Origin of the sequence: Shewanella donghaensis (genome assembly GCF_007567505.1) — a bacterium.
GTDB classification, from domain to species: Bacteria; Pseudomonadota; Gammaproteobacteria; order Enterobacterales; family Shewanellaceae; genus Shewanella; species Shewanella donghaensis.
On the sequence record NZ_CP041783.1, the window covers coordinates 2,700,437 to 2,724,572 of the forward strand.

19 protein-coding genes are annotated in these 24,136 nt (G+C 40.6%); 9 read left to right on the forward strand and 10 right to left on the reverse strand.

Annotated elements, in window-relative coordinates:
• Positions 1-247: 247 nt before the first annotated feature.
• Complete coding sequence (locus FPK91_RS11560; protein ID WP_227006551.1) at positions 248-2,092, reverse strand: sensor histidine kinase; 1,845 nt, start codon at positions 2,090-2,092, stop codon at positions 248-250.
• A gap of 163 nt (positions 2,093-2,255) precedes the next feature.
• Between FPK91_RS11560 and FPK91_RS11565 the strand changes: the two genes are divergently transcribed.
• Positions 2,256-2,843 (forward strand): response regulator transcription factor, encoded by a 588-nt coding sequence (locus FPK91_RS11565; RefSeq protein WP_405127363.1) that lies wholly within the window; start codon positions 2,256-2,258, stop codon positions 2,841-2,843.
• Between the two features lie 809 nt (positions 2,844-3,652).
• Here FPK91_RS11565 and FPK91_RS11570 read toward each other — a convergent pair.
• From FPK91_RS11570 to FPK91_RS11580, 3 genes are all read right to left on the reverse strand, one after another.
• Positions 3,653-4,390, reverse strand: a complete 738-nt coding sequence (locus FPK91_RS11570) for a fumarate reductase iron-sulfur subunit (protein ID WP_144211398.1) — start codon at positions 4,388-4,390, stop codon at positions 3,653-3,655.
• Positions 4,390-6,381 (reverse strand): fumarate reductase flavoprotein subunit, encoded by a 1,992-nt coding sequence (locus tag FPK91_RS11575; RefSeq protein WP_144211399.1) that lies wholly within the window; start codon positions 6,379-6,381, stop codon positions 4,390-4,392. The genes FPK91_RS11570 and FPK91_RS11575 overlap by 1 nt, the downstream gene beginning before the upstream one ends.
• 97 nt (positions 6,382-6,478) lie before the next feature.
• Positions 6,479-7,219, reverse strand: a complete 741-nt coding sequence (locus FPK91_RS11580) for a fumarate reductase cytochrome b subunit (protein WP_144211400.1) — start codon at positions 7,217-7,219, stop codon at positions 6,479-6,481.
• A gap of 387 nt (positions 7,220-7,606) precedes the next feature.
• Between FPK91_RS11580 and prmA the strand changes: the two genes are divergently transcribed.
• The 8 genes from prmA to FPK91_RS11620 all read left to right on the forward strand — a co-directional run bounded on the left by prmA (position 7,607) and on the right by FPK91_RS11620 (position 12,186).
• On the forward strand, positions 7,607-8,488 hold the full coding sequence (gene prmA, locus FPK91_RS11585; RefSeq protein WP_144211401.1) for a 50S ribosomal protein L11 methyltransferase: 882 nt from the start codon (positions 7,607-7,609) through the stop codon (positions 8,486-8,488).
• A gap of 173 nt (positions 8,489-8,661) precedes the next feature.
• Positions 8,662-9,630 carry a tRNA dihydrouridine synthase DusB gene (dusB, locus tag FPK91_RS11590; RefSeq protein WP_144211402.1) on the forward strand — a complete coding sequence of 323 codons (969 nt, stop codon included), beginning with the start codon at positions 8,662-8,664 and terminating at the stop codon, positions 9,628-9,630.
• A gap of 18 nt (positions 9,631-9,648) precedes the next feature.
• The gene (fis, locus tag FPK91_RS11595) at positions 9,649-9,954 is read left to right on the forward strand and encodes a DNA-binding transcriptional regulator Fis (RefSeq protein ID WP_011494902.1); all 306 of its coding nucleotides are present in this window, start codon (positions 9,649-9,651) and stop codon (positions 9,952-9,954) included.
• Between the two features lie 287 nt (positions 9,955-10,241).
• Positions 10,242-10,499 (forward strand): AlpA family phage regulatory protein, encoded by a 258-nt coding sequence (locus tag FPK91_RS11600; RefSeq protein WP_144211403.1) that lies wholly within the window; start codon positions 10,242-10,244, stop codon positions 10,497-10,499.
• Between the two features lie 2 nt (positions 10,500-10,501).
• Positions 10,502-10,693 (forward strand): helix-turn-helix transcriptional regulator, encoded by a 192-nt coding sequence (locus FPK91_RS11605; RefSeq protein ID WP_102529533.1) that lies wholly within the window; start codon positions 10,502-10,504, stop codon positions 10,691-10,693.
• Between the two features lie 186 nt (positions 10,694-10,879).
• The gene (locus FPK91_RS11610; RefSeq protein ID WP_144211404.1) at positions 10,880-11,131 is read left to right on the forward strand and encodes a helix-turn-helix transcriptional regulator; all 252 of its coding nucleotides are present in this window, start codon (positions 10,880-10,882) and stop codon (positions 11,129-11,131) included.
• Entirely contained in the window at positions 11,118-11,351 is a 234-nt protein-coding gene (locus tag FPK91_RS11615) for a helix-turn-helix transcriptional regulator (RefSeq protein ID WP_144211405.1), read from the forward strand. Before FPK91_RS11610 ends, FPK91_RS11615 begins: the two co-directional genes overlap by 14 nt.
• A 220-nt stretch (positions 11,352-11,571) precedes the next feature.
• Positions 11,572-12,186, forward strand: a complete 615-nt coding sequence (locus tag FPK91_RS11620) for a YagK/YfjJ domain-containing protein (protein WP_158638085.1) — start codon at positions 11,572-11,574, stop codon at positions 12,184-12,186.
• A 454-nt stretch (positions 12,187-12,640) separates the two neighbouring features.
• On the opposite strand, the gene FPK91_RS11625 is transcribed toward FPK91_RS11620, so the two are convergent.
• The 6 genes from FPK91_RS11625 to FPK91_RS11650 all read right to left on the reverse strand — a co-directional run bounded on the left by FPK91_RS11625 (position 12,641) and on the right by FPK91_RS11650 (position 24,094).
• Entirely contained in the window at positions 12,641-14,107 is a 1,467-nt protein-coding gene (locus FPK91_RS11625; RefSeq protein WP_144211407.1) for a hypothetical protein, read from the reverse strand.
• Positions 14,108-14,210: 103 nt separating this feature from the next.
• Positions 14,211-17,114, reverse strand: coding sequence for a type I restriction endonuclease subunit R (locus FPK91_RS11630; RefSeq protein ID WP_144211408.1), 2,904 nt, complete (start codon positions 17,112-17,114; stop codon positions 14,211-14,213).
• 57 nt (positions 17,115-17,171) lie between these two features.
• The gene (locus tag FPK91_RS11635; protein WP_144211409.1) at positions 17,172-18,401 is read right to left on the reverse strand and encodes a restriction endonuclease subunit S; all 1,230 of its coding nucleotides are present in this window, start codon (positions 18,399-18,401) and stop codon (positions 17,172-17,174) included.
• Between the two features lie 12 nt (positions 18,402-18,413).
• Positions 18,414-20,006: a type I restriction-modification system subunit M gene (locus FPK91_RS11640; protein ID WP_144211410.1), complete on the reverse strand. Its 1,593-nt coding sequence runs from the start codon at positions 20,004-20,006 to the stop codon at positions 18,414-18,416.
• Between the two features lie 1,322 nt (positions 20,007-21,328).
• Entirely contained in the window at positions 21,329-22,507 is a 1,179-nt protein-coding gene (locus tag FPK91_RS11645; RefSeq protein WP_158638086.1) for a tyrosine-type recombinase/integrase, read from the reverse strand.
• A gap of 363 nt (positions 22,508-22,870) precedes the next feature.
• A complete protein-coding gene (locus FPK91_RS11650) occupies positions 22,871-24,094 on the reverse strand; it encodes a tyrosine-type recombinase/integrase (RefSeq protein ID WP_144211412.1) in 1,224 nt (407 codons plus the stop codon).
• Between the last annotated feature and the right edge of the window lie 42 nt (positions 24,095-24,136).

Consider the following 24,136-nt stretch of genomic DNA (forward strand, 5'->3'; position numbering starts at 1 on the left):
CAACTGACAATGTTGCCCAAGAACGAAATCGACGATTATCAACCTAAACTAAGGTCTGAGAATGTGATTACGTGTTCCAAGGTTTGCACCATTGTTCACTAGGGTTGAGAGATTGAATATTGTGGTAAACCACATATCGATAAGTCTATAGCATGCTTTGTGACGCTATTCACAGTTCAAAAATCACCATCACAAGCAAGTAAATTTTACTATTGTGGTAAACCACATATTGAACCAACTCACCGATCTACGCCTGTATTTTTTGCTTACTCCCGCGCTTTTTTAAGGCTATCAGCGCACTACAACCATGGGATTCATCTTCGCGATTTTTAAGTTTAAAGATTCCCTCATGCTCTTTAATCACGTCATTACAGATGGCTAACCCAAGCCCTAAGCCTTCTTCTTTAGTGGTAAAAAAGGTCGCCATTACCGCATCAGAATCTTGTGCTAAACCAGGGCCGTTATCGATGATTACGATATTGACTTGCTGATCCTTAAAGTGGATAGATATACTAATTTCTCCATTAATTTCATATTGATGCTCATCAATCGCATCAATACTGTTTTTAATCAGATTGATCAGTACTTGTAACAGCCCAACTCTGTCAGCGGTAATAAAAAACGGTTCACCTTTAATATCTTTAGCCACTTTAATATCACGCCGAGCAAGCTCTAGCCGCAGCAAGGAAATACTCTCATCCACTAGCGTTAGAATATTAACATCATCCATTACCGCTTCTCGGCGCTTCAATAAACCTCTAATACGGTGCACTACCTCACCCGCCCTAGTGGATTGTTTATGGATTTTTTCTAGCAGTTCTATGGCAGTTTGATTATCTGGTAATTGATGACTTTGTAGGCGCATAATACCGCCTTCACTGTAGCTGGTAATGGCCGCTATAGGTTGGTTTATCTCATGTGCGAGCCCTGCACCAATTTCACCAATAATAGCTGCACTTTGCAGTCGTTCTAACGCAATTTCTTGCTGCTTTAATTGGCGCTCCGATGCAATTAATGACTCACTTTTTTGATGAAAACGGTATTCAATCCACAAGTGATAAACCGTTGCGACCACAAAAAGAAGTACTGCAAAAATGCCCCAGTGGCGATTATCATTCAACCAATTCCGTAAAGTTTCCCAGCGGTTGACGTCTGTCACCTCAACCCTTAAATCACTAAATAGTTGAATAACTGCAAGCTGACTGATTGGCGATGTCCACCCCATCAATTGCGCTTTAATGGCTGCGGGGTGATCTGAAGGTAAATCCATTAACGCTTGGGTAATTTCTTTACTGAGTACATTGCTTACACTTTCGTTAGCAGCAAATGACCAATTAGGATAGAGATTAGTACTGCATTGGCAGTCAAAACCTTTGGGCTTACTCGGGTTTAGTATTCGGTAATCAGCAGCATTAATTAACCCTCTAGCAATCATGTCTTCAAAGGTACATAACGGCGTAATCGCAGCATCGACATTGCCGTCGCGCACTTGATATAACAATGGATCAAGCGGAAAACCTAAAAACTTGACCTCACTAAAGTAATCTTTGGATTTCATACCTAGCTTGTGCATTAAACCGATTGTGGCTTGATACCCTCCCAAAGCATTTGGGTCACTTGCAGCAATCACTTTGTGTTTTAAATCAAATAGGGTGCGATAATCACTGTTGGCCTTAACTATAATGGCTGATCCAATAGCCGATGTTGCCCCATTGTGGCGGCGAGAGCGCATCGTCGCTAGCCAAGATAATGGATATTGATTGGAGAGATAAAGATATTGTCCAGGGTTGGTAATAATGAATTGAATGGTACCGAGTTCCATAGCTTCATTAAGCGCCTCAAAATCTCCTGGATAAACATTAAAATTCACATCATCAATATGTTTATTTAAATATGCCATCATCGGAGCCCAGCGCTCAGCTGCTTGTTGGTGCCCCCAATTAGCTAATACACCAACGTTGAGCTCTTGAGGCTTATGCCCGTTAGTACTCAACGCTTGAATACGCATTTCTTGATTAATAGGCTCTGAAGAGGCTGAAAACGCAGGATACATTGAACATATAACCAGTAAACCCAATATAAAACGCAGCAAGTTAGCATCCTTAATAAATGAACTTTAATAAGCTTACGTTAGAGTCGTCCCTAATCAACGTGATGTGATTCATGCTTTGTGTAAATAAAGTTAGCCAAAGGTTTCAAACTGAGATATTTATCAATTATCAATATGGAGAGTGAAAGGAATTTGCGTGCAAAATATAACTTCTGGCCCGGTATATCTTGTCGATGATGATGAGGCAATTATTGATTCCATCACTTACCTGATGGACAGCTACCACTACAAAATCATTAGTTTCAATTCAGGTAGTAAATTCCTTGAATCAATCGATCTGACCTTGCCTGGCTGTGTCATTTTAGATGCCAGAATGCCAGGGCTAACAGGCCCAGAAATTCAGCAGTTGCTAAGTGAAGCGCACAGTCCATTATCGGTAATATTTCTCACTGGACACGGTGATGTTCCCATGGCCGTAGATGCCTTTAAAAAAGGCGCTTTCGACTTTTTCCAAAAACCAGTCCAAGGCAATGTGTTATCGAAATCTATTGAGAATGGCTTGAGTTACAGCGCCAATCAGCATTGGAAGCTTTCTAACATTCGCCTTATTGAAGGATTATCAGCACGTGAAAAGCAAATATTCGAGCTCGTTATCGCAGGCAATACTAACAAGCAAATGTCGAACGAATTGTGCGTCGCGGTCAGGACAATTGAAGTACACCGCTCTAAATTAATGGAAAAACTTGGCGTGCAAAATATTGCCGAATTAATGCAGCTGGCACCTTTGGTTTAGTTATACCTACCAATGTCTTCAATGGATAAAGTTTGATACTCATTTTTGGACAAAAACGTGTTACGACCACCAACTTTATACTTCATTTATATTGACTCTTTTTTAGTAGTCCATTACTTCAATTTAACCCATTGCCTGCCGCAGGCTAATGTGCAGATGCATCCAAGACACGCCATAAACACATCCATGTGGGCTCTACGAAAACATCCATGTTTTCGAAGGTCTTGAACGCATCTACACTGGGATTATTGTCTCTTCGATTTGACTGCATTCGTGGTAATTGAAAGAGCTAAAGTTAGAAAATCTAAAAGACTAAAAGACTCAATTTGAATTGAGGTCATCGAGAAAAGGCCGTGAGCTTGGCATGGATGCCAAGCTAGCTTTCGTTAGGCCACGGATGGCCTATCGGAAGCGTTAGGGCTTTTCGACAATGATCGAGGAAAGCTACAAACGAAGTTAAAAGCTGGATCAATCCCCATCGAAAATTATGCGCTTTTCAGCATTTTTCGTTAGGGTGCTGAGGGATTGTTAAGGGGGACAAGCAGTTTCCCCCTTAACTCTGGTGTGGGCGAAGCACCACGACTTTGATTCAAACGGAGTTTGGAAATAAAGGATAGAAACCTACGGTCTAAATCTGATGTGTACTAAATACCACGACATTGATTTGATCAAAATGACAAACAAGGAATGAGGCAAAGCTTATTTCATATTCCAACTATGAGTTAAGCATGTAGTTAACAGCTAAACCCATCGACAAAAAAGCCGCTTACCTAAACTGATAAGCGGCTTTTTATATTAAGCGGACTAAATTAACAGCTCACTATGGTTTGTGCCATTTTACGACGTAAATAAGCAATTTGTTGCATGTGCGGCAAATCTTTAGGGCAAGCATCTTGGCAGCCCAGTAATGTCATACAGCCAAATACGCCGTCTTGATTACCAATCACATGATAGAAATCTTCAGCGGTGCGAATATCACGGCTATCCATCTCAAAGCGGGCTATTTTCATCATCCCGACTGCGCCAACAAAACTGTCTTTCATTTGCTTGGTAGCACATGCAGATACACAAACACCACACTCAACACAGCGTTCAAGTTCATACAATTTAGCCGCTTCAGCAGGGTCCATTGGCGTTTCTAAGCGATGAATATCGATATCGTTAGCATCAGGCTGTAGCCATAACTGTAAACGCTCAGCGAGCTCACGCATAAACTTACCGGTATCCACTGACAAATCACCAATTAACTCAAAACCAGGTAATGGCATTAAAGTAATTTTACCGTCAGGGAAATTAGCCGTTAAGGTACGACAAGCTAATGTCGGTTTACCGTTAATCACCATAGCGCAGCTACCACAGATACCGGCACGGCAAACAAAATCAAATTGCAGCGAAGGATCTTGTTGTTCACGTAGCATATTTAACGCAATAAATACCGTCATGCCCGGCGCTTCAGTGATCTCGTAAGTGACCATTTTTGGCTTATCGCTTGGATCTTGTGGATCGTAGCGGAAGATATTAAAACTGATAGTACGTGGGCTGGTCATTAGGTTTTCTCTCCTGGCACCGTTAGGGTGTCACTTAATCTTTCATTACGCGGACGTAATGTTTCAGGCAATTCAAACGGCATAACGGCGGCTTGCTTTTCAAAGCGGTTAGCATCGTCACCCAGCTCTGTTAGAATTTTTTCAATTTCAACTTCACGCACGGCAGTATCAGGATGAGCAATCGCATTGTCGTTACCATAACCACGGTATCCAGGTGGTAACTCCATTTTCATCACATCAAGTTGCTCGTAACTTAACTGTGGTTCCAACGCATTTTCATCAGGCCAGGTTGATAATGTACGGTTTAGCCACTCTTTATCGTTACGTTGTGGGTAATCTTCACGGGCGTGAGCACCGCGGCTTTCAGTCCGTGCATTAGCACCACAAGCAACGGTTAACGCAACGCGCAACATGCGTGGCACTCGAAGTGCTTCTACGAGTTCAGGGTTTGCATGACGTTTTTTGCATTTAAGGCCAATATTTTTACTGCGAACCAGTAAGGCTTTCAGTTCAGAGACAGCTTTCTCAAGTTCAGGACCATTTCTGAAAATACCAACATAACTCATCATAATACGCTGCATTGCGAGCTTGATATCAAAAACGTTTTCAGTGCCTTCACCGACCAACAAGCGGTCAATTTCTTCAGATAATTTACTGCTACTTGCTTCAATTAAATCGGTATTGATTTCTAGGGTGTTCTTTTCACAAAAGTCAGCAACGTATTTACCAATGATCATCCCGCCGACAACCGTTTCTGCCAGTGAGTTACCACCTAAACGGTTAAAACCATGCATATCCCAACATGCAGCTTCACCGACACTGAACAAACCCGCTAATTGTGGGCTTTCACCCGTTGCATCCGTTCGAATCCCACCCATTGAATAATGTTGAGTTGGACGAACTGGAATCCAATCTTTAGCAGGATCGATACCCAGGAAGTTTTCACAAATTTCTTTTACTTCACGCAGGTTAGTTTCGACGTGTTTGCGGCCAAGCAAAGTAATATCAAGCCACAAATGCGGCCCATAAGGACTATCGACACCTTTTCCTTTACGCATATGTTCGGTCATACGACGCGATACCACATCACGTGAGGCAAGCTCTTTCTTTTCTGGCTCGTAATCTGGCATAAAACGATGACCGTCTTTATCACGTAATAAGCCACCATCACCACGACACCCTTCTGTGGTTAAAATGCCCACTGGTACAATCGCAGTAGGGTGAAATTGTACCGCTTCCATATTGCCTAGTGTTGCAACACCGGTATCCAGCGCTAACGCTTGGCCAATACCTTCACAAATAATCGCATTGGTAGACACTTCATAAATACGGCCATAACCGCCTGTTGCAATCGTGGTTGATTTACCAATGTAAGCTCGTAATTCACCCGTGACTAAACAGCGAGCAATAACGCCGTGGCAACGCTTACCATCATGAATAAGTGATAACGCTTCAATTCGTTCATGGACAGGAATGTCCATTTCAATGGCTTTGTTATCAACGGCATAAAGTAATGAGTGTCCGGTGCCGTCAGCGGTATAACAAGTACGCCATTTTTTAGTACCACCAAAGTCACGAGCATTAATCAACCCGTGCGCTTCTTCAGCTTCAGTAATTGTCACCTTTTCAGCATTCACGACAACTTCACGGTCACCTGCAGTAATACGAGACCAAGGCACGCCCCAATTTGCTAATTCTCGTACAGCCTTTGGTGCACAATGAGCAAACATACGCGCCACATCTTGATCGCAGCCCCAGTCAGACCCTTTTACAGTGTCTTGGAAATGAACGTCTTCATCATCACCCATACCTTTAACGGTATTACCTAAACTGGCTTGCATACCACCTTGCGCAGCAGCTGAATGTGAACGCTTTGCAGGTATTAACGACAACACGACAGTGTCTAAACCACGTTCTTTTGATGCGATTGCAACGCGCAAACCAGCAAGTCCGGCGCCGACAACTAATGAATCTGTATAAATAATTTTCACTGGCTTTCCTTTAATACGGTATTAGGCGTTTTATGACCTAAGCGATAAACCCAAATGGTTAACCACAGCGTTAAGTAAGTTTGAATAGCTAACAGCGTTAACTCGGTACAAAAGGCGTCACAGGTAACTCCAATGATTGGCCAATAAAGATGTAGGTTAATAAACTTGCGATACCAATAATCATTAAGTAAACCACCATGATTTTGGCAAGCTTTAATGCGGCCGTACGTTTGGTGGTCACGCCCCACTTAACCGCTAGGCGATACAAACCAAACATGGCATGCAACACGACGGCAGGTAATAGCAATACATACAACATCCATACATCTTGGTGATAAACACGCTCCGCAGATAAATGCGCACCAATTTCAGGATTAGTGATCATGTCAAACAAGTGAACTGGTGCGAGGAAGAACAATAAGAAGCCAGTAATTAACTGCCAGAACCAAATTTTAGTATCTTGGTGCGGCATGATGGTCATTTGGCTGCGTAATGCTCTCCATTGCTGAATTTGCGCAGGAAAACGACGCAAGGCAAATAACGCGTGGACTAATACCACTATCAGCATAAATGCTGAAATGAATTTGGTCACAACTGGGAAGCCATGACCTGTTTCACTAAAGATGCCCCCTTCTAAGAAGTGACCCACATGGTAGAACGCTTCTTTACTGATAAGAATGCTCGACTCAAAATGCAGATGCATAATGATGAATATGCCTAGCAGTAAGCCGGTAGCACTTTGTAGTTTGTCGGCTCTAGCTGCCCAAATAGGATTTAAGTAACCTTTTGAAGACACATCATGAATTTTTGTTTTAGCTGTTTTTAATGAAGCGGTCATAGTTATCATGCCTATAAATGACACATTTTCTGGTTAATTCAGCTTATCAGCTCTATTTTTATTCAAGCGGCGCAGTCAATTATTCCGTGATCGAGTTCACTTACCATTGATCATCTTTTAGAAGTTGATCACATTCACAGATTGTTCAAATTTAAGAACTCAAAATTTACCTTTTGTTTCATTAATTTATAACAAGATTCAAACAAGAACCTCACTGTCAATAATTTAATCATTCGAATTAACAGCTTAATCATTAATCAATTGCAATTTTCTCCTTAAATTTACTGATTTATGCCACTTAGAATAAATTACCATCAAAATACTGCTGTTTTGATACTGATACAGGTACAATAGCCGCCTTAAAATTTTTACTCATAGGACATATCCATGCCTTGGATACAATTGCGCATCAGTACTCACAGCGACCATGCAGACGCTCTCGGCGATATTTTGATGGAGCAAGGTTCCGTATCTATTACCTATGAAGATGGTAAAGACACCCCTATTTTTGAACCAAAGCTAGGTGAAACCCCGCTTTGGCAAGACACCGTAATTATGGCGCTTTTTGATGCGGGATTTGATTTAACCCCAACCGTAACTTTGCTTGAAACGCTACCTTATCTAGGTAAAGGTTTTGCCCATAAAATCGAACAGATTGAAGATAAAGATTGGGTTCGTGAGTGGATGGATAGCTTTCACCCAATCAAGTTCGGCAAACGTTTGTGGATTTGCCCAAGCTGGCGTGAAATCCCAGAGCCTGATGCGGTCAATGTCATCCTTGACCCAGGTCTAGCTTTTGGTACGGGTACACATGCAACAACGGCGTTATGTCTTGAATGGTTAGACAGCCTTGATTTGTCACAACAAGAAGTCATCGATTTTGGTTGTGGCTCAGGTATTTTGGCTATTGCAGCACTTAAACTCGGCGCAAAGAAAGTCACCGGTGTTGATATTGATTATCAAGCCATTGACGCATCAACTGCGAATGCTGAGCGTAACGACGTTGTCGACCAACTCGAACTATATTTACCCGAGAACCAACCAGAGAATCTGCAAGCAGATGTCCTAGTTGCAAACATCCTCGCAGGCCCACTTCGCGAACTTGCCCCTCTAATTGCAGAAAAAGTCAAAACAGGTGGAAAATTGGCGCTTTCAGGCCTTTTACAAGAGCAAGCGGAAGAGATATCACAATTTTACAGTCAGTGGTTCATCATGGATGAAGCCGCTCACAAAGACGACTGGAGCCGCTTGACAGGCACACGTAAATAACGGTAAAGGCAGCGCACCCCTGATGGCAGCTAGTTTTACGTCAAAAGGTGCATTTCCGAGTGTCCAACAAAAAGTCAAGTAAAAAAGTTGCATTTAGTTCATTTATTGACCTTTTCAGGAACGCAAAAAAGGGCTAATATAGCGCCCCTTTGACGAGCAAGGTGAATAACGCAATGCAAATTGGCCCGTATCAACTGAAAAATCAGCTGATCGTGGCACCAATGGCAGGTGTCACCGATCGCGCTTTTCGAAACCTCTGTTTACGCTATGGCGCAGGTCTAGCGGTTTCAGAAATGCTTTCATCGAATCCTGATGTTTGGGATACCGATAAAAGCCGCCAGCGCATGATGCATTCTGGTGAAGAAGGTGTTCGTTCAGTACAAATTGCAGGTGCAGATCCTGATTTAATGGCCGCGGCCGCCCAGTTCAATGTTGAACAAGGTGCCCACATCATTGATATCAATATGGGTTGCCCCGCTAAAAAAGTGAATAAGAGGCTTGCAGGCTCAGCATTAATGCAAGATCCCCAGCTGGTAAAAGAGATTTTACAGGCTGTTGTTAGTGCAGTTGATGTACCCGTAACGCTAAAGATTCGCACAGGCTGGCAACCTGAACATCGTAATGGTGTTGAAATTGCTCATATTGCCGAAGATTGTGGCATTGCCTCTTTAGCCGTTCACGGACGCACGAGGCAGTGTATGTATAAAGGTTTTGCCGAATACGACACTATCAAAGCAATAAAACAAAATGTCTCAATCCCTGTTGTTGCCAATGGAGATATCGACAGTCCAGAGAAAGCTAAGTTCGTCTTAGATTACACTGGCGCCGATGCTGTAATGGTAGGACGAGGAGCCCAAGGCAGACCGTGGATTTTTAGAGAAATCCACCACTACTTGGAAACAGGTAACAAATTACCGCCAGTTGAGGCGAGCGAGCAGCGAGAAATCATGCTCGAACATCTTAGCGAATTGTACAAATTGTACGGCGAGTACAAAGGTATCCGATTTGCTAGAAAGCATATGGGATGGTACCTAAACCAAGAAGAACAGCGACAATTCCGTGCTGACTTCAATAGGCTTGAAACCGTTGAACAACAATATTCCCTAGTGGAATGTTACTTTGATGAATTAGTTAATTTTTAATATAAAGAGCAGAATAGAATGTTTGATCAGACAACTAACACAGAAGTTCACCAGCTAACCGTAGGTAAGATTGAAACCGCTAACGGTACAATCAAGCCACAATTATTACGTGACGCAGTTAAGCGCGCAGTAACAAACTTCTTCTCTCAGTTAGACGGTCAAGAAGCGTCTGAAGTATATGAAATGGTATTAAGTGAAGTTGAAGCACCTTTACTAGACATCATCATGCAACACACACGTGGCAACCAAACACGTGCAGCGAACATGCTAGGTATTAACCGTGGCACTTTACGCAAAAAATTAAAAAAATACGGCATGAACTAAGAATCGACTCTTAGGTTGTTGTATAAAAACGGGTTTTTCGGCGACGAAAAGCCCGTTTTTGCTCATATGTACCCCCATATGTACCCCCGTTGTTTTGTTGCCCCAGTCCTTACCCACCCTCAGCTTCACCAAAATCACCTATAAAAAATGTCATGCGAAAATATTCATAGCATTGACCACTTCCACACCAATTTACTAAAACCCTCTAAAATTTAGTTTTTACTTGCAAGCGATTTAAAGTCCTCAAACCAAGCGCAATTAAGCCCTTTGGAAATGAGGAAAAACAAATGAAACAAGTAGATTTAACACATACAGATATAAACGCAGCTAACGAATTAGTGTTCGACCGATTAGTTAAAGAGAAGGAAAGACTACTGATAACAACCATCAGTAAGGCGCAAGCATTTCAACTAGAACGCCAAGGACGATTCCCACAGCGTAGACGAATATCGAACCGCTCAGTTGCTTGGCTACTATCTGAATTACTTGATTGGGTAAAATCGCGTGAAGTTGTCATCAGTCCGACACTGACAGAAGGAGAATAACCATGTCATTAGGATTACAAGCCAACAAGCGCCCTCTAATCAACATCAAACCATTAATCACTATCAATCAGATGTGTGAACGCCTTAGTATCAGCAGAAGCACGCTATATCGCCGAATTAAAGCCAGAAAGATTGCAAGTCCAATTAGAAGAAATCAACGTATCATTGGCTGGCGTACTGAGCAATTCAAATAATATCACTCTAATATTAAGTCGCTAATTTGCTGGTGGTACTTGCCACCAGCATGATTATTTCAATCATGACACCCTCTTAAAATCCACTAAAACACTAAAATCCTCTAAAATTTCGCTTTCCAATTACCTTATTACAAAATCACTTCCTCAAGCGCAATCAAGCCAATTGAATATGAGGAAAGCCTTATGAGAACAAGCCTATTTCAACCATGTAGTGATGAGTTTAATGAACCTATTATCTTAGAAGCACAACGTCTATTTCTGACCTCTGTCAGTCGGTCACACGCATATCAATTAGAACGATTAGGGCAATTCCCAATGCACATTCAGTTAGGTGCAAATCATATTGGTTGGAAACTAGAAGAAATCCTTGAATGGATTCGCAGCCGCCCTGTTGTGCAATTTGAACTACAAGGGGATATCAATGACCGAACATAAAAAACTCAATGGTATTAGATTGTGTCAGTTGGTCTCATCGCAGCACTTACCTGAGCCAGTTTTAGACTGTAATCAAGTTGCAACACGCCTAGGAAAAAGCCCAAAAACAATACGTAATTGGTTAAGACAACAAGTTGAATGCCCTAAAGCGTTTAAAGATAAAAATCAGTGGTACGTCTATTTATCTGACCTCTATAAATGGGAAGAAGAACAGATATAAGCCCTGAACGATTAAAAATAAAGGCTAACGTGCATGGGCATAATTTGCCCATTTTTTATGATGTTAGTGACACAAATTGGGCTGTTATAGCCACTTAATGAAGTGATTAAATCGAAGTTATTTTGGTTAAGCCATTAAAAATAAAGCTTTTACCAAATCGATTAGGCTAATTATTGCTAGGTTATTAAATACTATTATGTCTCAATGCTTTTCCAACGATATGCCATTAGCATCTAAATGCTATCAAAGTTCAGTTATACCTAATACCGTAGATGTTTCTTTAGGGGGTTATGGCTGGAAAGTAATGAATTTTGCTGAGGGTATTGATAGCAATATTTTAAACAAGATTTATAACTGCTTAACGGCCTACTTAACGTGGCATTCTAAAGTGTTTATGATCCGCTTTGACATATCCTTATACGACTCACCTTCAAATAACAAAACCATAGAGAAGGTTATACGATGTATAACTAGCAAGCAAAAGAAACACTATAAGTCTAAAGTCGCTTATGGATGGGTACGAGAAATAAATAGTACTGATATGAAGTGTCACTATCATGGCTTCATTTTGCTTGATGGCCAGAAAGTAAGACATTCAAAAACAACATTTGATATTGCTATGCATGCTAGAAGCCTTGTCATAGATACTAATATCCATTTCCCTAAACACTGTGGCTATATGATTCAGCCGAAAGATCTAACCAGCATTCAAGCTGCCCTGTATCGCCTCAGTTACCTAGCAAAAAATGCAACTAAACATAACAAACCATTAGGCGCTAAAGGTTTTCAATTTAGCCGAATAAAAACTAAGTCAATCAGTGAACTTACAGAATGAACAACGCTAAATAAAATAAGTGTATGTTTCCAACAAAAACAGTTAAAAAATTGTTAACCGTTTCATGTTTTTAGTGATCACTTGAACGTTTAGACATTCTTATTGCGGTAACCCCAGTGTTAACTAGCTAACTTTCAAAGACTTAGATTTATTCATCAACGCAAGCTATGATCACTAAGAAGCACAATCCATTAAGTGATCACTTTTTGTGATCACTCTTCTAGACAGCTGTAGGTTATAACGCCAATAAAACTAATGAAATTCAATTACACAGGGTTACAATTTTGAGGTTATGACAGCAGTAATAACAGCATAATAGAATATCAATATCGAGAAAACTAGGTAACAAACCTTTAAATACCGTCTTAATATCAAGCTTCACCCCCTTCTTGACCATGGATTAAAAATTCAGCCATTATTATGATTGATAGCTTATAAAAACGTTTAAAATCTACTACCTTTTTATAAACGCTGACAACCATTCATCCGTTGAAATATCTAACCTTTTTAATACTCTTCGGATAAGAGAGGAATGAATTTGCTGATCTTGTTTGTGCTTACCTAAAGTGAAGATCGCTGTCCCTTTGCGCCATATTTTCATCTCACTTCCTTTGCCATTTTCAACCTGACAATCAAATGTTTTTATCATGAAATTAAAAAAGTAAGACATTGAAACCGATGGTACGGGACGAAATTTTGTAATGGGAACATTATGGCTTTTAACAGAAGTTGAACTAGCACACTTCTCATCTAATACTTCATGATATTTATATGTAAAATCAGCATATTCGCTTTCAATAGTATCAACATTTGAACTTTTGATTTTTTCAGTTTGGCGAATTGAATAAAGTGATAAAAGTTTGTTGTGAAACTCATTTAAAACATAATCACCAAGTAATTCTAACTCTGGTAATTTACAATCTTGCTTAGCCATACACCAAAAATCATGAGTTACAGACCATGCAAATCTAAAGGTTGAAGTTGTATGAATCTCGGCATGGTCTTCAGGCTTACCAATAGCAAAACTAGGAAACCCAAATTCCATAAATAAAAAAATTGCCAACTTGTCATTGATTATAATTTTGTTTTTATTGGAATCCCAAGACCTGATATATAAGGGGATTAGCTCGTATATATCAAAAATCATATTTGCCCTATTATCTCTTTGGGCGATTTGTAGAGGTTTATCTTTTGCAGCTTTAATATCATAAAGAACACTTTTTATGCACGATTCCGCGATTATGTAGTCTCTTACGTTGTATAATCCTATTTGATTATCTAAAAATGGGACTTCATTAGGTGACTGACAAAAGCCTTGGTAATTAATACTTGCAGGGTTATGAAAATCGTTCTTGGCAGGAAGTGAAATATGTTCATGAATAAATTCACTTAAAAAAGACTGTACTAATAAATCAATAGTGTGTTCAAAAAATAACTGCAAGCGTCTGCCTTCATAAAAAGTGAACTGGTCTAATGGGGACAATATATTTTGGTACAGAAATAGTTGGGCATTAAAGGCTGTTAGTCTTCTTTTTTTATAGGCTAAATTTTTTCCAATCGCAGAAAACTCCACTCTTAACTTTTGCTGTAATTCAGATAACTCAGCTTGATTAAACCAGTCAAATGCATCTTCTGGATACCTTCCACCAGCTATGTACAAATTATGTGCTTCAATGGATTCTTCGTATAAGGCAACGATTAATGAATAGTTCTTTTTTAAGGCTTCTCGGAAGCTGATAGGGAAAAAAACTTGCTTATCAAAGTTTAATACAGTGTAAGACTCATTGTCTGATAGAAGACGTTCTTTAAGGCCTGGTATTGAAGTGTCTCTTGAATTAAAAGAATCTACCCTTGCTGCTTCTTGTTGCTTATATACCTTTTTTTTCAAAGATTTTGAAAAAGTTGGACTTCCATGTTCCATTATTTATCCTTATTATAATTAACTGGCCTATGCCTTACGCTACCGCTTCCATTCAGATTAACATTCTTCAATGCGAATATTGTTCATTTGTTCGATTAGATGTTTAGTGAAACCCACTAATAAACGTTTCAGTAAACGCCTTCAGCCTTTCAGTAATTCTTGGCAAGATGGTTCTGCGCGATTTAAAGGTCATTTTCTCTGTGGTTAGCTGGGCTATATCATCTGATTTTAAGCCGTCCACATCTAGGCCATTCTCAATATTAGTGATCATCTCATTTAACTTATCAGCATCTAGCTTTTCTTCATCAGTGATTTGACTCATCTCTTTTTGCTTTTTCGCTTCGATATATTCATCGAAATCACTACCCTGTACTAACCCTTGGAAATTTTGCTCAATGAAATCTTCGATAAGCTTGCGCTTACTATGCAGCGTTGGCTCTGTTGCCAGTAGATTAGCAATGACCTGACGCTTCTTCTCCTTTGCTTCACCACTTGGCTCTTCAAGCATTGTTTGCAGCAAGTGGCGTATATAGCCCACATTGACGTTGTCACGCTGTAGAAGCTCTAATTCAAAGTCGATATCAGCAAGAATTGATTCCTTATCGCTAGGGTTGCCTTTAAGCTCTCGCGCCAAATCACCATACTTAGAAGCATAATCAACAAATTCTTGTTCTGACATACCAAGGGCTTCAATATCAAAGTCACTAAAGGTTTCAAGTTGATTCTTTAAACGCATCAAAATACGGAACTGTTTTACAAAGCCTGCGCGAGCATCTTCATCAGGCAGATCGTCAACACTCTGTACATCTGGTGCGATGGCTTTGAGTGCTTCAAGCGCTTTAGCAAAGTCATCAGTCAAACCGTCAAGGTCAGGTACTTCAATATGTTCAATAGGCTGCTTATTTGAAAACAAAATGAATGCTTCATCGGCTTGTGGCTTTAAGTTGCGATAGCACATCACATTACCGTGCGACTTCACCGTACCGTTTAAGCGATTGGTACGTGAAAACGCTTGCACCAAACCATGATGCTTAAGGTTTTTATCTACATAAATGGTGTTAAGACTTGGTGCATCAAAGCCCGTAAGGAACATATTGACCACCAGCAAAATATCGACTTCACCATCTTTAGTGCGCTTGGCAATGTCTTTGTAGTAGTTATAAAAGCTGTCAGTATCTTTGGTTGAATAGCTAGTGCCAAATTGTTCATTGTAATCACCAATAAATTCATCCAGCTTGTCGCGGCTGTGCAGTTTCTTATAGCCTTGAGAAATCTCTTGCACCTCATCGACACTCAAATTACCGTCAAACTCTTCAGCCTCATTAACGCCATAGCTAAAAATGGTGGCGATATTGAGCTTATGCTTACCCTCAGCTTTTAAAGCCTTAAGCGTGTCATAGTAGGTGATTAAATCGGGCACACTGGCAACACACAACATGGCATTAAACTGATGCTTGGTTTTAAACTTATGTATACCAATAATGTGTTCACAAACCTGTTTGATACGTATAGGCGAGCTAAAAAATTCACTGACATCAATACTGCTAACATCCACATCTATGCCGCTATTTTTATGTTTGAGCTTGCCATAATACTCAATGGCAAACGGCAGTACGTTGTCATCTCTAATGGCGTCAACAATCACATAGCTATGTAGGCGCTGCCCAAACAAGTCTTTAGTAGTTTTCTTTTGAATACCCTTATTCTGGACTTTCTTAGCGGTGGCGTTGTCGGCAAAAATAGGGGTACCCGTAAAGCCAAATAACTGCGTTTGGGTAAAAAACTCAATAATATTCTGGTGGGTTTCACCAAACTGGCTACGGTGACACTCGTCAAAGATAAACACCATACGCTGATCCGCGATATCTTCGATTTGTTTTTTATAGTGCGCCTTAGTGACAAGGTTATTGAGCTTTTGCAATGTGGTGACAATCAGTTTCGAGTTTCTATTTTCATTAACGGCTTTACCCTTCACTGCATTACCTAGAAATTGATTCAATAGGCTCTTGGTATTATCAGTACTGTCGACACAGCCTTTAAGGAACGAATTAAACTCTTTAGCCGTTTGGTAATCGAGATCTTTTCTGTCGACCACAAACAGCACTTTATCGATATCATCAAGCTGGGTAAGTAGCTGGGCAGCCTTAAAGCTAGTGAGCGTCTTACCGCTGCCTGTGGTATGCCATATGTAGCCATTTTTATTGGTGCCGCTGGTGGTCGATTCATTAACTTGCTTAACAATCGCCTCTACTGCGTAAAATTGATAAGGTCGCAGCACCATCAGGTACTTACCCGTTTCATTCTGCACGATATAACGGCTAAGCATCTTCGTTAAGTGTGCTTGGTTTAAAAAGGCATCCGCAAACTGCGGTAGCGCATTAATCTTGTTGTTGTCTATGTCCGTCCAGTGGAAGGTTTGCTTAAATGACAGCTCGCGGTTGTTTGAGAAGTATTTGGTATTAACCCCATTGGATATCACAAACAGCTGTATGTAGTTAAATAAGCCGCCTTCTGCACCAAAGGTGTGTTTGTCATAGCGTTTGATTTGATTAAACGCCTCTGCCATTTCAACGCCGCGACGTTTAAGCTCTATCTGCACTAACGGCAAGCCATTCACTAACAAGGTAACGTCGTAGCGGTTCTCATACTTACCATGCATAGTGACTTGGTTTGTCACTTGGAATATGTTCTTGCTGGGGTCCGTATGCAACAGCGTAATGTAGCTGATTTTTTTGGTGTTGGTATTAGTGTTAGCCCCATCTTCATGCACCACATCGACCTTACCTTTGAGGCGTTTAGACTTATCGAAGATATTGCCTTTTTCAAGGCTAATGAGCACACTGTCAAACTCACGATCTGTTAACGTTAGATCATTCGCTCGTTCAAGCTGCACCTTAAGATTAGCTTTAAGTGCATCAGCATTGTCAATCACCACCGACTCAAAGCCACCAGCAGTAAGCTGAGCGATTAAGTCATTTTCAAGTTTTGCTTCTGATTGTGTGCTCATAATTCTTCTTTTTCTAAATCCATTTAGTTAATGCAGTGGACGGTTTAATTAGCAATGCTAGACGAACATCTGCTGCAATAAGCCTCTCTTCCACTCTTTGGTTTTATCAAGCTCAGAGTTGGCTAGAGCTATTTTTTGGTCGATGGCTGATAGGAAATTAGCTATCTTGGTTTGTTCAGTTTCAGTCGGAACGGGCATATACATTTTTGTGATCATATCTCTTCTCACTGAGTCAACAGAGTTCTTAGCGCTAAGCCTTATAACCCTTCTATAGAAATACTCAGAAAAATAGTAATAGATATACTTCCCGTTATTTCCCGCTTTAAATTCGTTTAAGCAGTAAACCCTCTGGTGATAATCAAATTTACCATTTACATAGTGATAGTTTTTGCCAACGCCAACACCATCTCCAGACGTTAAAATAGCTTCACCATCATAGCCAAAACTATTAATACGCTCGACTGTATTTGAGCGAACGTAAAATGGATAAAGACCTCCATCAATTCTGTTTTGAGTGTCCTTACTACCAGTCCCTACACTACAAACATCTTCAATTGTCTTCTCTTCCCAATCAGGAAACTCGCTGCCATCGTCGGCTTTGAATCGTAGCGAGGGTGGCGTGAAGGTAGGCTGTCCACCTTGCTCTTGCGTACTGTGCTGCCAATGGCCATTGAACAACTGCTGCATCACCCCTTTTCTGTACTCGGTCAGCTTGGCTTTCTTCTCAGACAGCAGTCCAATTTTCTCATCCACCTTTGATAAGAAAGAGGCGATTTTTTGTTGTTCTGGCAACAAAGGAAAAATGTTCTTAGTAGCCTGAAATAAGTTTGATCGTATGTAGGGTTGGTCACTTCCTATCAATTCGAGATCAAGTTGCTTCATAAATATAGGGCTACGTATATATTGATACAGGAACTCTGTATCTAGTTTTGAAGTGTCAAACTTCAGCTTTCCAGCTCTTTGATAAAGTACAGACTCTTCGTCTAGCTCGAATCGGCAAGTTTTAAGTTGATTGTTCGTGACGGGTCGATTTAAACCTAAAACAATATCACCAAAATCAATTTTCAAATGGTTTGTACCACTTGTTGACACATATTTCGGCGACGCCTCAAGAACCAGCTTACACGGTTGGATATGAAGTCCTTGTATCAATAGGTATCCGTTATCTGTGTATTCTTCTAGTTTGTATGCATTTCCTGCAAGAATCTTGATAGGGGCTTTATTGAGTACCCATTTTTCAGCAAACTCACCAAACCTTAGCCTCGGTACATTCATTTGTTCAGTCATAACAACCCTACCTTACGCTTTATCTAACGTTTTATTTAAGGGAAAGGGCGCTTTGATATTGAGCTGCAAACAGAAGTCAGCAATATCTGCATCCACTGAATGCATCTTAATTTCAAGCTCGCTTAGGTCTGTTGCTACCGCATCTAAATCGACTGCAACTTCCTCTTCAAAGGTATCCACGTAGCGCGGGATATTGAGGTTGTAGTCGTTGTCGCTAATCTCAGCCAGCTTGGCAACATGGGCATACCTCTCTGCTTTTTCAGGCTCAAGCTGTTCACGCTTAGTGTATGCCTCAACAATACGTTCGACGTCGCTATCACGTAGATAGTTTTGCGCTTTGCCTTTTTCAAAGTGATTGGAAGCATCAATGAACAACACATTGTCAGCATGTTTACGCTGCTTCTTGAATACGAGAATACAAGTCGGAATACCCGTGCCGAAGAAGATACCCGCTGGTAAGCCGATGACGGCATCTAGGTAATTCTTTTTCTCGATAAGGTGCGTACGAATATGACCTTCAGCGGCGCCACGGAAAAGGATGCCGTGGGGTACAACGACCGCTAACGTACCCTTGTCATTTAACTGATGCACCATGTGCAGTACAAAGGCAAAATCAGCTTTGCCTTTAGGTGCAAGTTTGCCGTAATCGCTAAAACGGTCATCATTTAGGTACAGATCGCTCGCGCTCCAGTTCGCAGAGAACGGCGGGTTGGCAACCACCGCATCAAATCGCTTATCCAAGTGCATTGGGTGCTCAAGGGTGTCGTCGTTCTTAATATCGAATCTATCGTAGCGCACACCGTGCATTAGCATGTTCATACGGGCAAGGTTAAAGGTACTTGGGTTTTGCTCTTGTCCGTAAAACTCAAGGTTGGTGTTGTTCACTTCTTTAGCGACACGCAGTAGCAATGAGCCTGAACCACAAGTGGGGTCATAGACTGATTTAACATTACCGTTAGCACCATCATCTAACGTGACTAGCTTAGCGAGGATTTTACTGACCTGTTGAGGGGTATAGAACTCACCCGCTTTTTTACCTGCACCTGAGGCAAACTGACCAATCAGGTATTCGTAAGCGTCACCTAGCAGGTCTATTTCGCTGTTATCAATCTGAAAGTCGATGTTCTCTAGGTGAACTAACACTTGGCAGATTAGCTTGTTACGTGCGTCTGGGTTCTTACCTAGCTTACTTGAGTTAAGGTCTAACTCTTCAAATAGGCCGTTAAAGTCATCGGCTGAATCCGCAGCTGTAGTAGATTGCTCAATATCGTTAAGCACACGACTTAGCTCATCAAGTATGAAGTCAGATTTCTCGCCACGTTTAGCGAGGCTTGCGAATAATTGCTTAGGCGCAATAAAGTAGCCAAGGTTCTCGATACACTCATCACGCAGCTCGTTTATCAGTTCATCGTCAGCTTGCGTAAACATAATGCCATCTTCCACCAGCAATTTGTCACAATAACGATTCAGTTTGTCTGATAGATATTTGTAGAAAATAAGCCCTAAAATGTAATCACGAAAATCGTCGGCAGACATATTGCCACGCAGGGTGTTAGCTATATTCCAAAGCTGTTTTTGTAACTCTTGCTGGTGTTCGCGAACCATGGTTTCTCTCTATGCACCCTTTATCTAAAGTAGGGGTGTTATCAATCAGTAATTAACTCGATTATACACAGAATGCATATCGCTAATCATCGCTAGATCAAAAAGATACAAATATTTGGTATTCATGGGTATTTAAAGGGGTAACATCAAATCAGCAATATTAATTATTTTAATATTTATTGATTTAATTTAACTAGATACGTGCTTATAGCCACAATCAAGGATGGGTAAGATGAAGTCAGACTTTAACCCGACAATAAGATCACTGATTCAACAAAAGGCGATACGATTTATTGGCGATAACGAACGGCTTAACCATTTTTTAAAAGAATACTTTGATAACGTTTCGAGGGGTAACTGTAAACCTTCATTTGACGTATCTGACAATCCAATACCTATAGCTGGGATTACGGCGAAACATATGACCTCACTGATTATATCGACCTACCACTAACAAACACCTTGCTTTACACCATCGAATTGCAAGCTGACTTGTTTACCATTACGGCACATATTCATTCAGCTGACACAGTGGTAAATCAAAATATCTATACAAAAAAGAATCCAAACTTAAACTATATACGCCCGACTTATCATGCCATATACCGTCACCTTGATAACTCTAATGCCTTCTTCATTTGTCAGCGCTGTAATAAGCTGGTGGCCACTTATGAACGCGCTGTTGATAGTCAGCCCGTTTGTATTGATAACTGCTGCAAAACGACCTATAAGCAGGATTTTGATGCGACATGTGTCGATAGGATAACGAGCACTGGTCATATTGTTAATGTGTATAAAGACGAGGATAAGATTAAGTTTTATGTTGCATCCACTTATTGGGCTAGCCCATATCAATCATGCCAATATGACCGTGTAATAAAAAATCTTACCGCTAGGCACCACGTTGGATGAAGTAAGGGCATGGAGAAAGAGGCTTGAAAAAAGGCAACCCTACCCAGCCCCATGTTTTCATTGTGGCAAAGTGATTAATGAGGGTGAAGGTGAAAGCTTAAGTGATTTGGTTAAGCATAAAACAAAAAGCAAAGTGTGCCATGGCTGTATGTCTGAGCACTATCAGGTGGTTTTTAAAATAACTTTTTATGACTAGCTAGGGGGCTTTATAAGCCTCATTATTGCTAACATGTCTACAAAATACAGTTTTATAAACATGACGCTAAGGACATGTCTAGAAAGGCCAGTTATGTATACATGTCGATAAGGCTTTATGGCCACCAGCAGTTTAAATCTATGAGGACTCTGAGCTAAATTGGACTAGTTTAGTGTATTAGTGCTTCAAGCTAGTCACACTACCAGAGTCATAATCAGCTAGCCTTAGCCATTTCAATCTCTACAACATTATCAATTGGGCTGACTAAATGCTCTAACCAATCACACCACATGTCGAGTGCTTTAGCTGATTTGTTCAAGTATCGGCTGTAATTATAATGGCCTTCCGAACCAGTGATTGCATGCCCAACTAGCACCTCAACCACACGGTCTTCTACATCTAAGTCATTTAATTTAGTTGAAAATGTTCGTCTTAAATCATGCAATGTCCACTTATCATTATGATTTAACTGCTGGTAAATTCTGCCCCCAGATCCGCTTACGCTGCAATCGCTTCTCAGCTCACCTAATAGGTAACCTGTTTTAGCATTGCGCTTTAATAATGCTTTAATCAACGGCATAACTTGAGGTGGAATAGGGCGAATGATCTTGGCACCGTTTTTACTATGCTCTTTAGGTACCGTCCACAGCTGATTTACTAAATCCCATTCTTCAACTGTTGAGCGCCTTATTTCCTGCGTGCGTGCACCAAATATGATGAGTAGGAGGCAAATATGACGCATATACCACGAGCCTTTTCGTTGATTAATCGATAACAACAAATCACGTAACTCGGATGTTGATAATATCCTATCCTTCTTATTTGCTTTTTTGCCAACAAAACCAATCTCTAAGTCATCAAGTTCGTGACTAATGGCATAGCGCCTAACTCTACAGAACTTAAGTGCTTGCTTGCAGTTTTGTAATACTTGTCCAGCAGCTACAGCACCTGGTTTCTGTCGTTCCTCAATACCATTGCATATACGGTCAAAGCACACTAACCAATGGCTCATATCCGTTTTCTCTAAATCAAAATGACCAATATAAGGATAAATATGTTTGTTAAATTGTGCCCTGACACTTTTGAATCCCTTAGCCTTACGCTTCTGCCGAGCATAATTCTCAATCCAATATTCTAGCGCTTCTTCAATCGTTATTGGCGTAAACGATTTATCAAAAGCCATAGCTCTAGCAATCTTTGGATCACTACCATTCGCTAACCATGCTCGACATTCCTGTGTATGATCTCTTGCTTGTTTAAGGCTCAAATCAGGATAACTGCCTAAGTCGATGCGTTTACTTTTACCTTTAATCTTATAGCGAAACTGAAACTTGATATGGCCTGTTTTAGAAATACGGACGCCAAGCCCTTTGCCATCTGTAAGTTCTTCCATTACAGTTTGAACCCTGCCGTTACGGGCTCGCAATTTAGTTTCATGAAGCATAACTGTCTTTTATTTTTAATGGGTATTACTGCGCCCAAAGGGTTAAAGTTACCCTTCAAGCTAATCATACAAACCAAGACGAACCAATACCTTACAGCTTGCTAAAAAGCTCTTAATTGTGGATAAGTAGCAAAACATCTTTTCCATCATAAACCTATGAATAACATTGAAAACAGCTTTCTGTTAGCTCTGTCTCACAATGCAAGTTTACGAACTGGTGTAAATTCAGGGGGATTTTAAAAGTAGCCGTTTTTCTGCTTAAGATAGAGCTACAAGAGGATAAATCAGCTTGATCAGTTAAGTTGAAAAATACTAACCGTGTCTGGCAGCACCAATCAATACTACATTATCGCTTGGGTTTAATAGCAAATCTAACCATTCGCACCACATATCTAGTGCCACCAGCTTTTCAGGTAAATATTGACTACGATTATAAACCGCCATCACCCCGCCTAATGAATGCCCTAACATTTGCTCTACCACATAGGGTGCAACCCCTAAGTCATTTAACTTGGTAGTGAAGGTTCTACGTAAGTCATGTAACGACCATGATTCTTTATGCTTTAAGCGCTTATAGATTAAACACCCCGATCCACTTACTGTTTCACAAGATTTTAGCTCGCCAAGTAAATAGCCTGTGTGACCATGCCGCTTATAAAGAAATTCAATAATTGGTTTAACCTTGGATGGTATAGGACGAATAATGAGTTTATCTGATTTGCTATGCGTTTTAGGTACCGTCCATAGGCCACGCTCTAAATCCCACTCATCAAACGTTGATAGTCTTAACTCTTGTGTACGGGCACCGAATATAAGCAGTAGCTTACATAAATAGCGTAAATAAAATGTGCCCTTTTGATTCTGGATGGAATTTAGTAAATCGTATACCTCTACATCTGTCAGCACCCTATCTTTTGGTTTTTGCTTTTTACCCACATCCGATGCAATTAAATCATCAAGTTCACGACTAATGGCATAGCGCCTTACACGGCAAAAGCGTAAAGCTTGCTTAGTACTTTGTAAGATTTGGCCTGCTGCTACAGGTGCTGGTTTTCGCTTACCTTTGATGCCACGCCTAATACGATCGAAGCATTCAATCCAATGTCTGGTTTCAGTTTGCTCTAAAGGGAAGTGGCCTATAAACGGAAAGATATGTCGCTGGTATTGGATAATGATTCTTTCTACATTAACGCGGTTTTCTCTGGCGTAATTTTCAATCCAGTATTCTAGCGCCTGTCGAACCGTAACAGGGGTTAAAGTTTTTTCTCGGCTCATGCTACGTTTTAACTTAGGATCATGACCTTCAGCTAACCACGAACGACACTGCTCAGTTATATCCCTAGCCACCCTAAGTGATAAGTCAGGGTAAAAACCTAAATCAACTCTTTTACTTCTTCCGTTAATTTTATATCTAAACTGAAAACGCACCTTACCTTGCATTGAAATTCGTACGCCTAAACCTTTCCCATCAGTCAATGTGACTGATGCAGTTTGAGGTTTATTATTTAGGCCACGTAAGGTGGTTTCATACAGCATCAATTAGGCTCAATTTAACGGGTTAAAGGCTCAATTCCATGA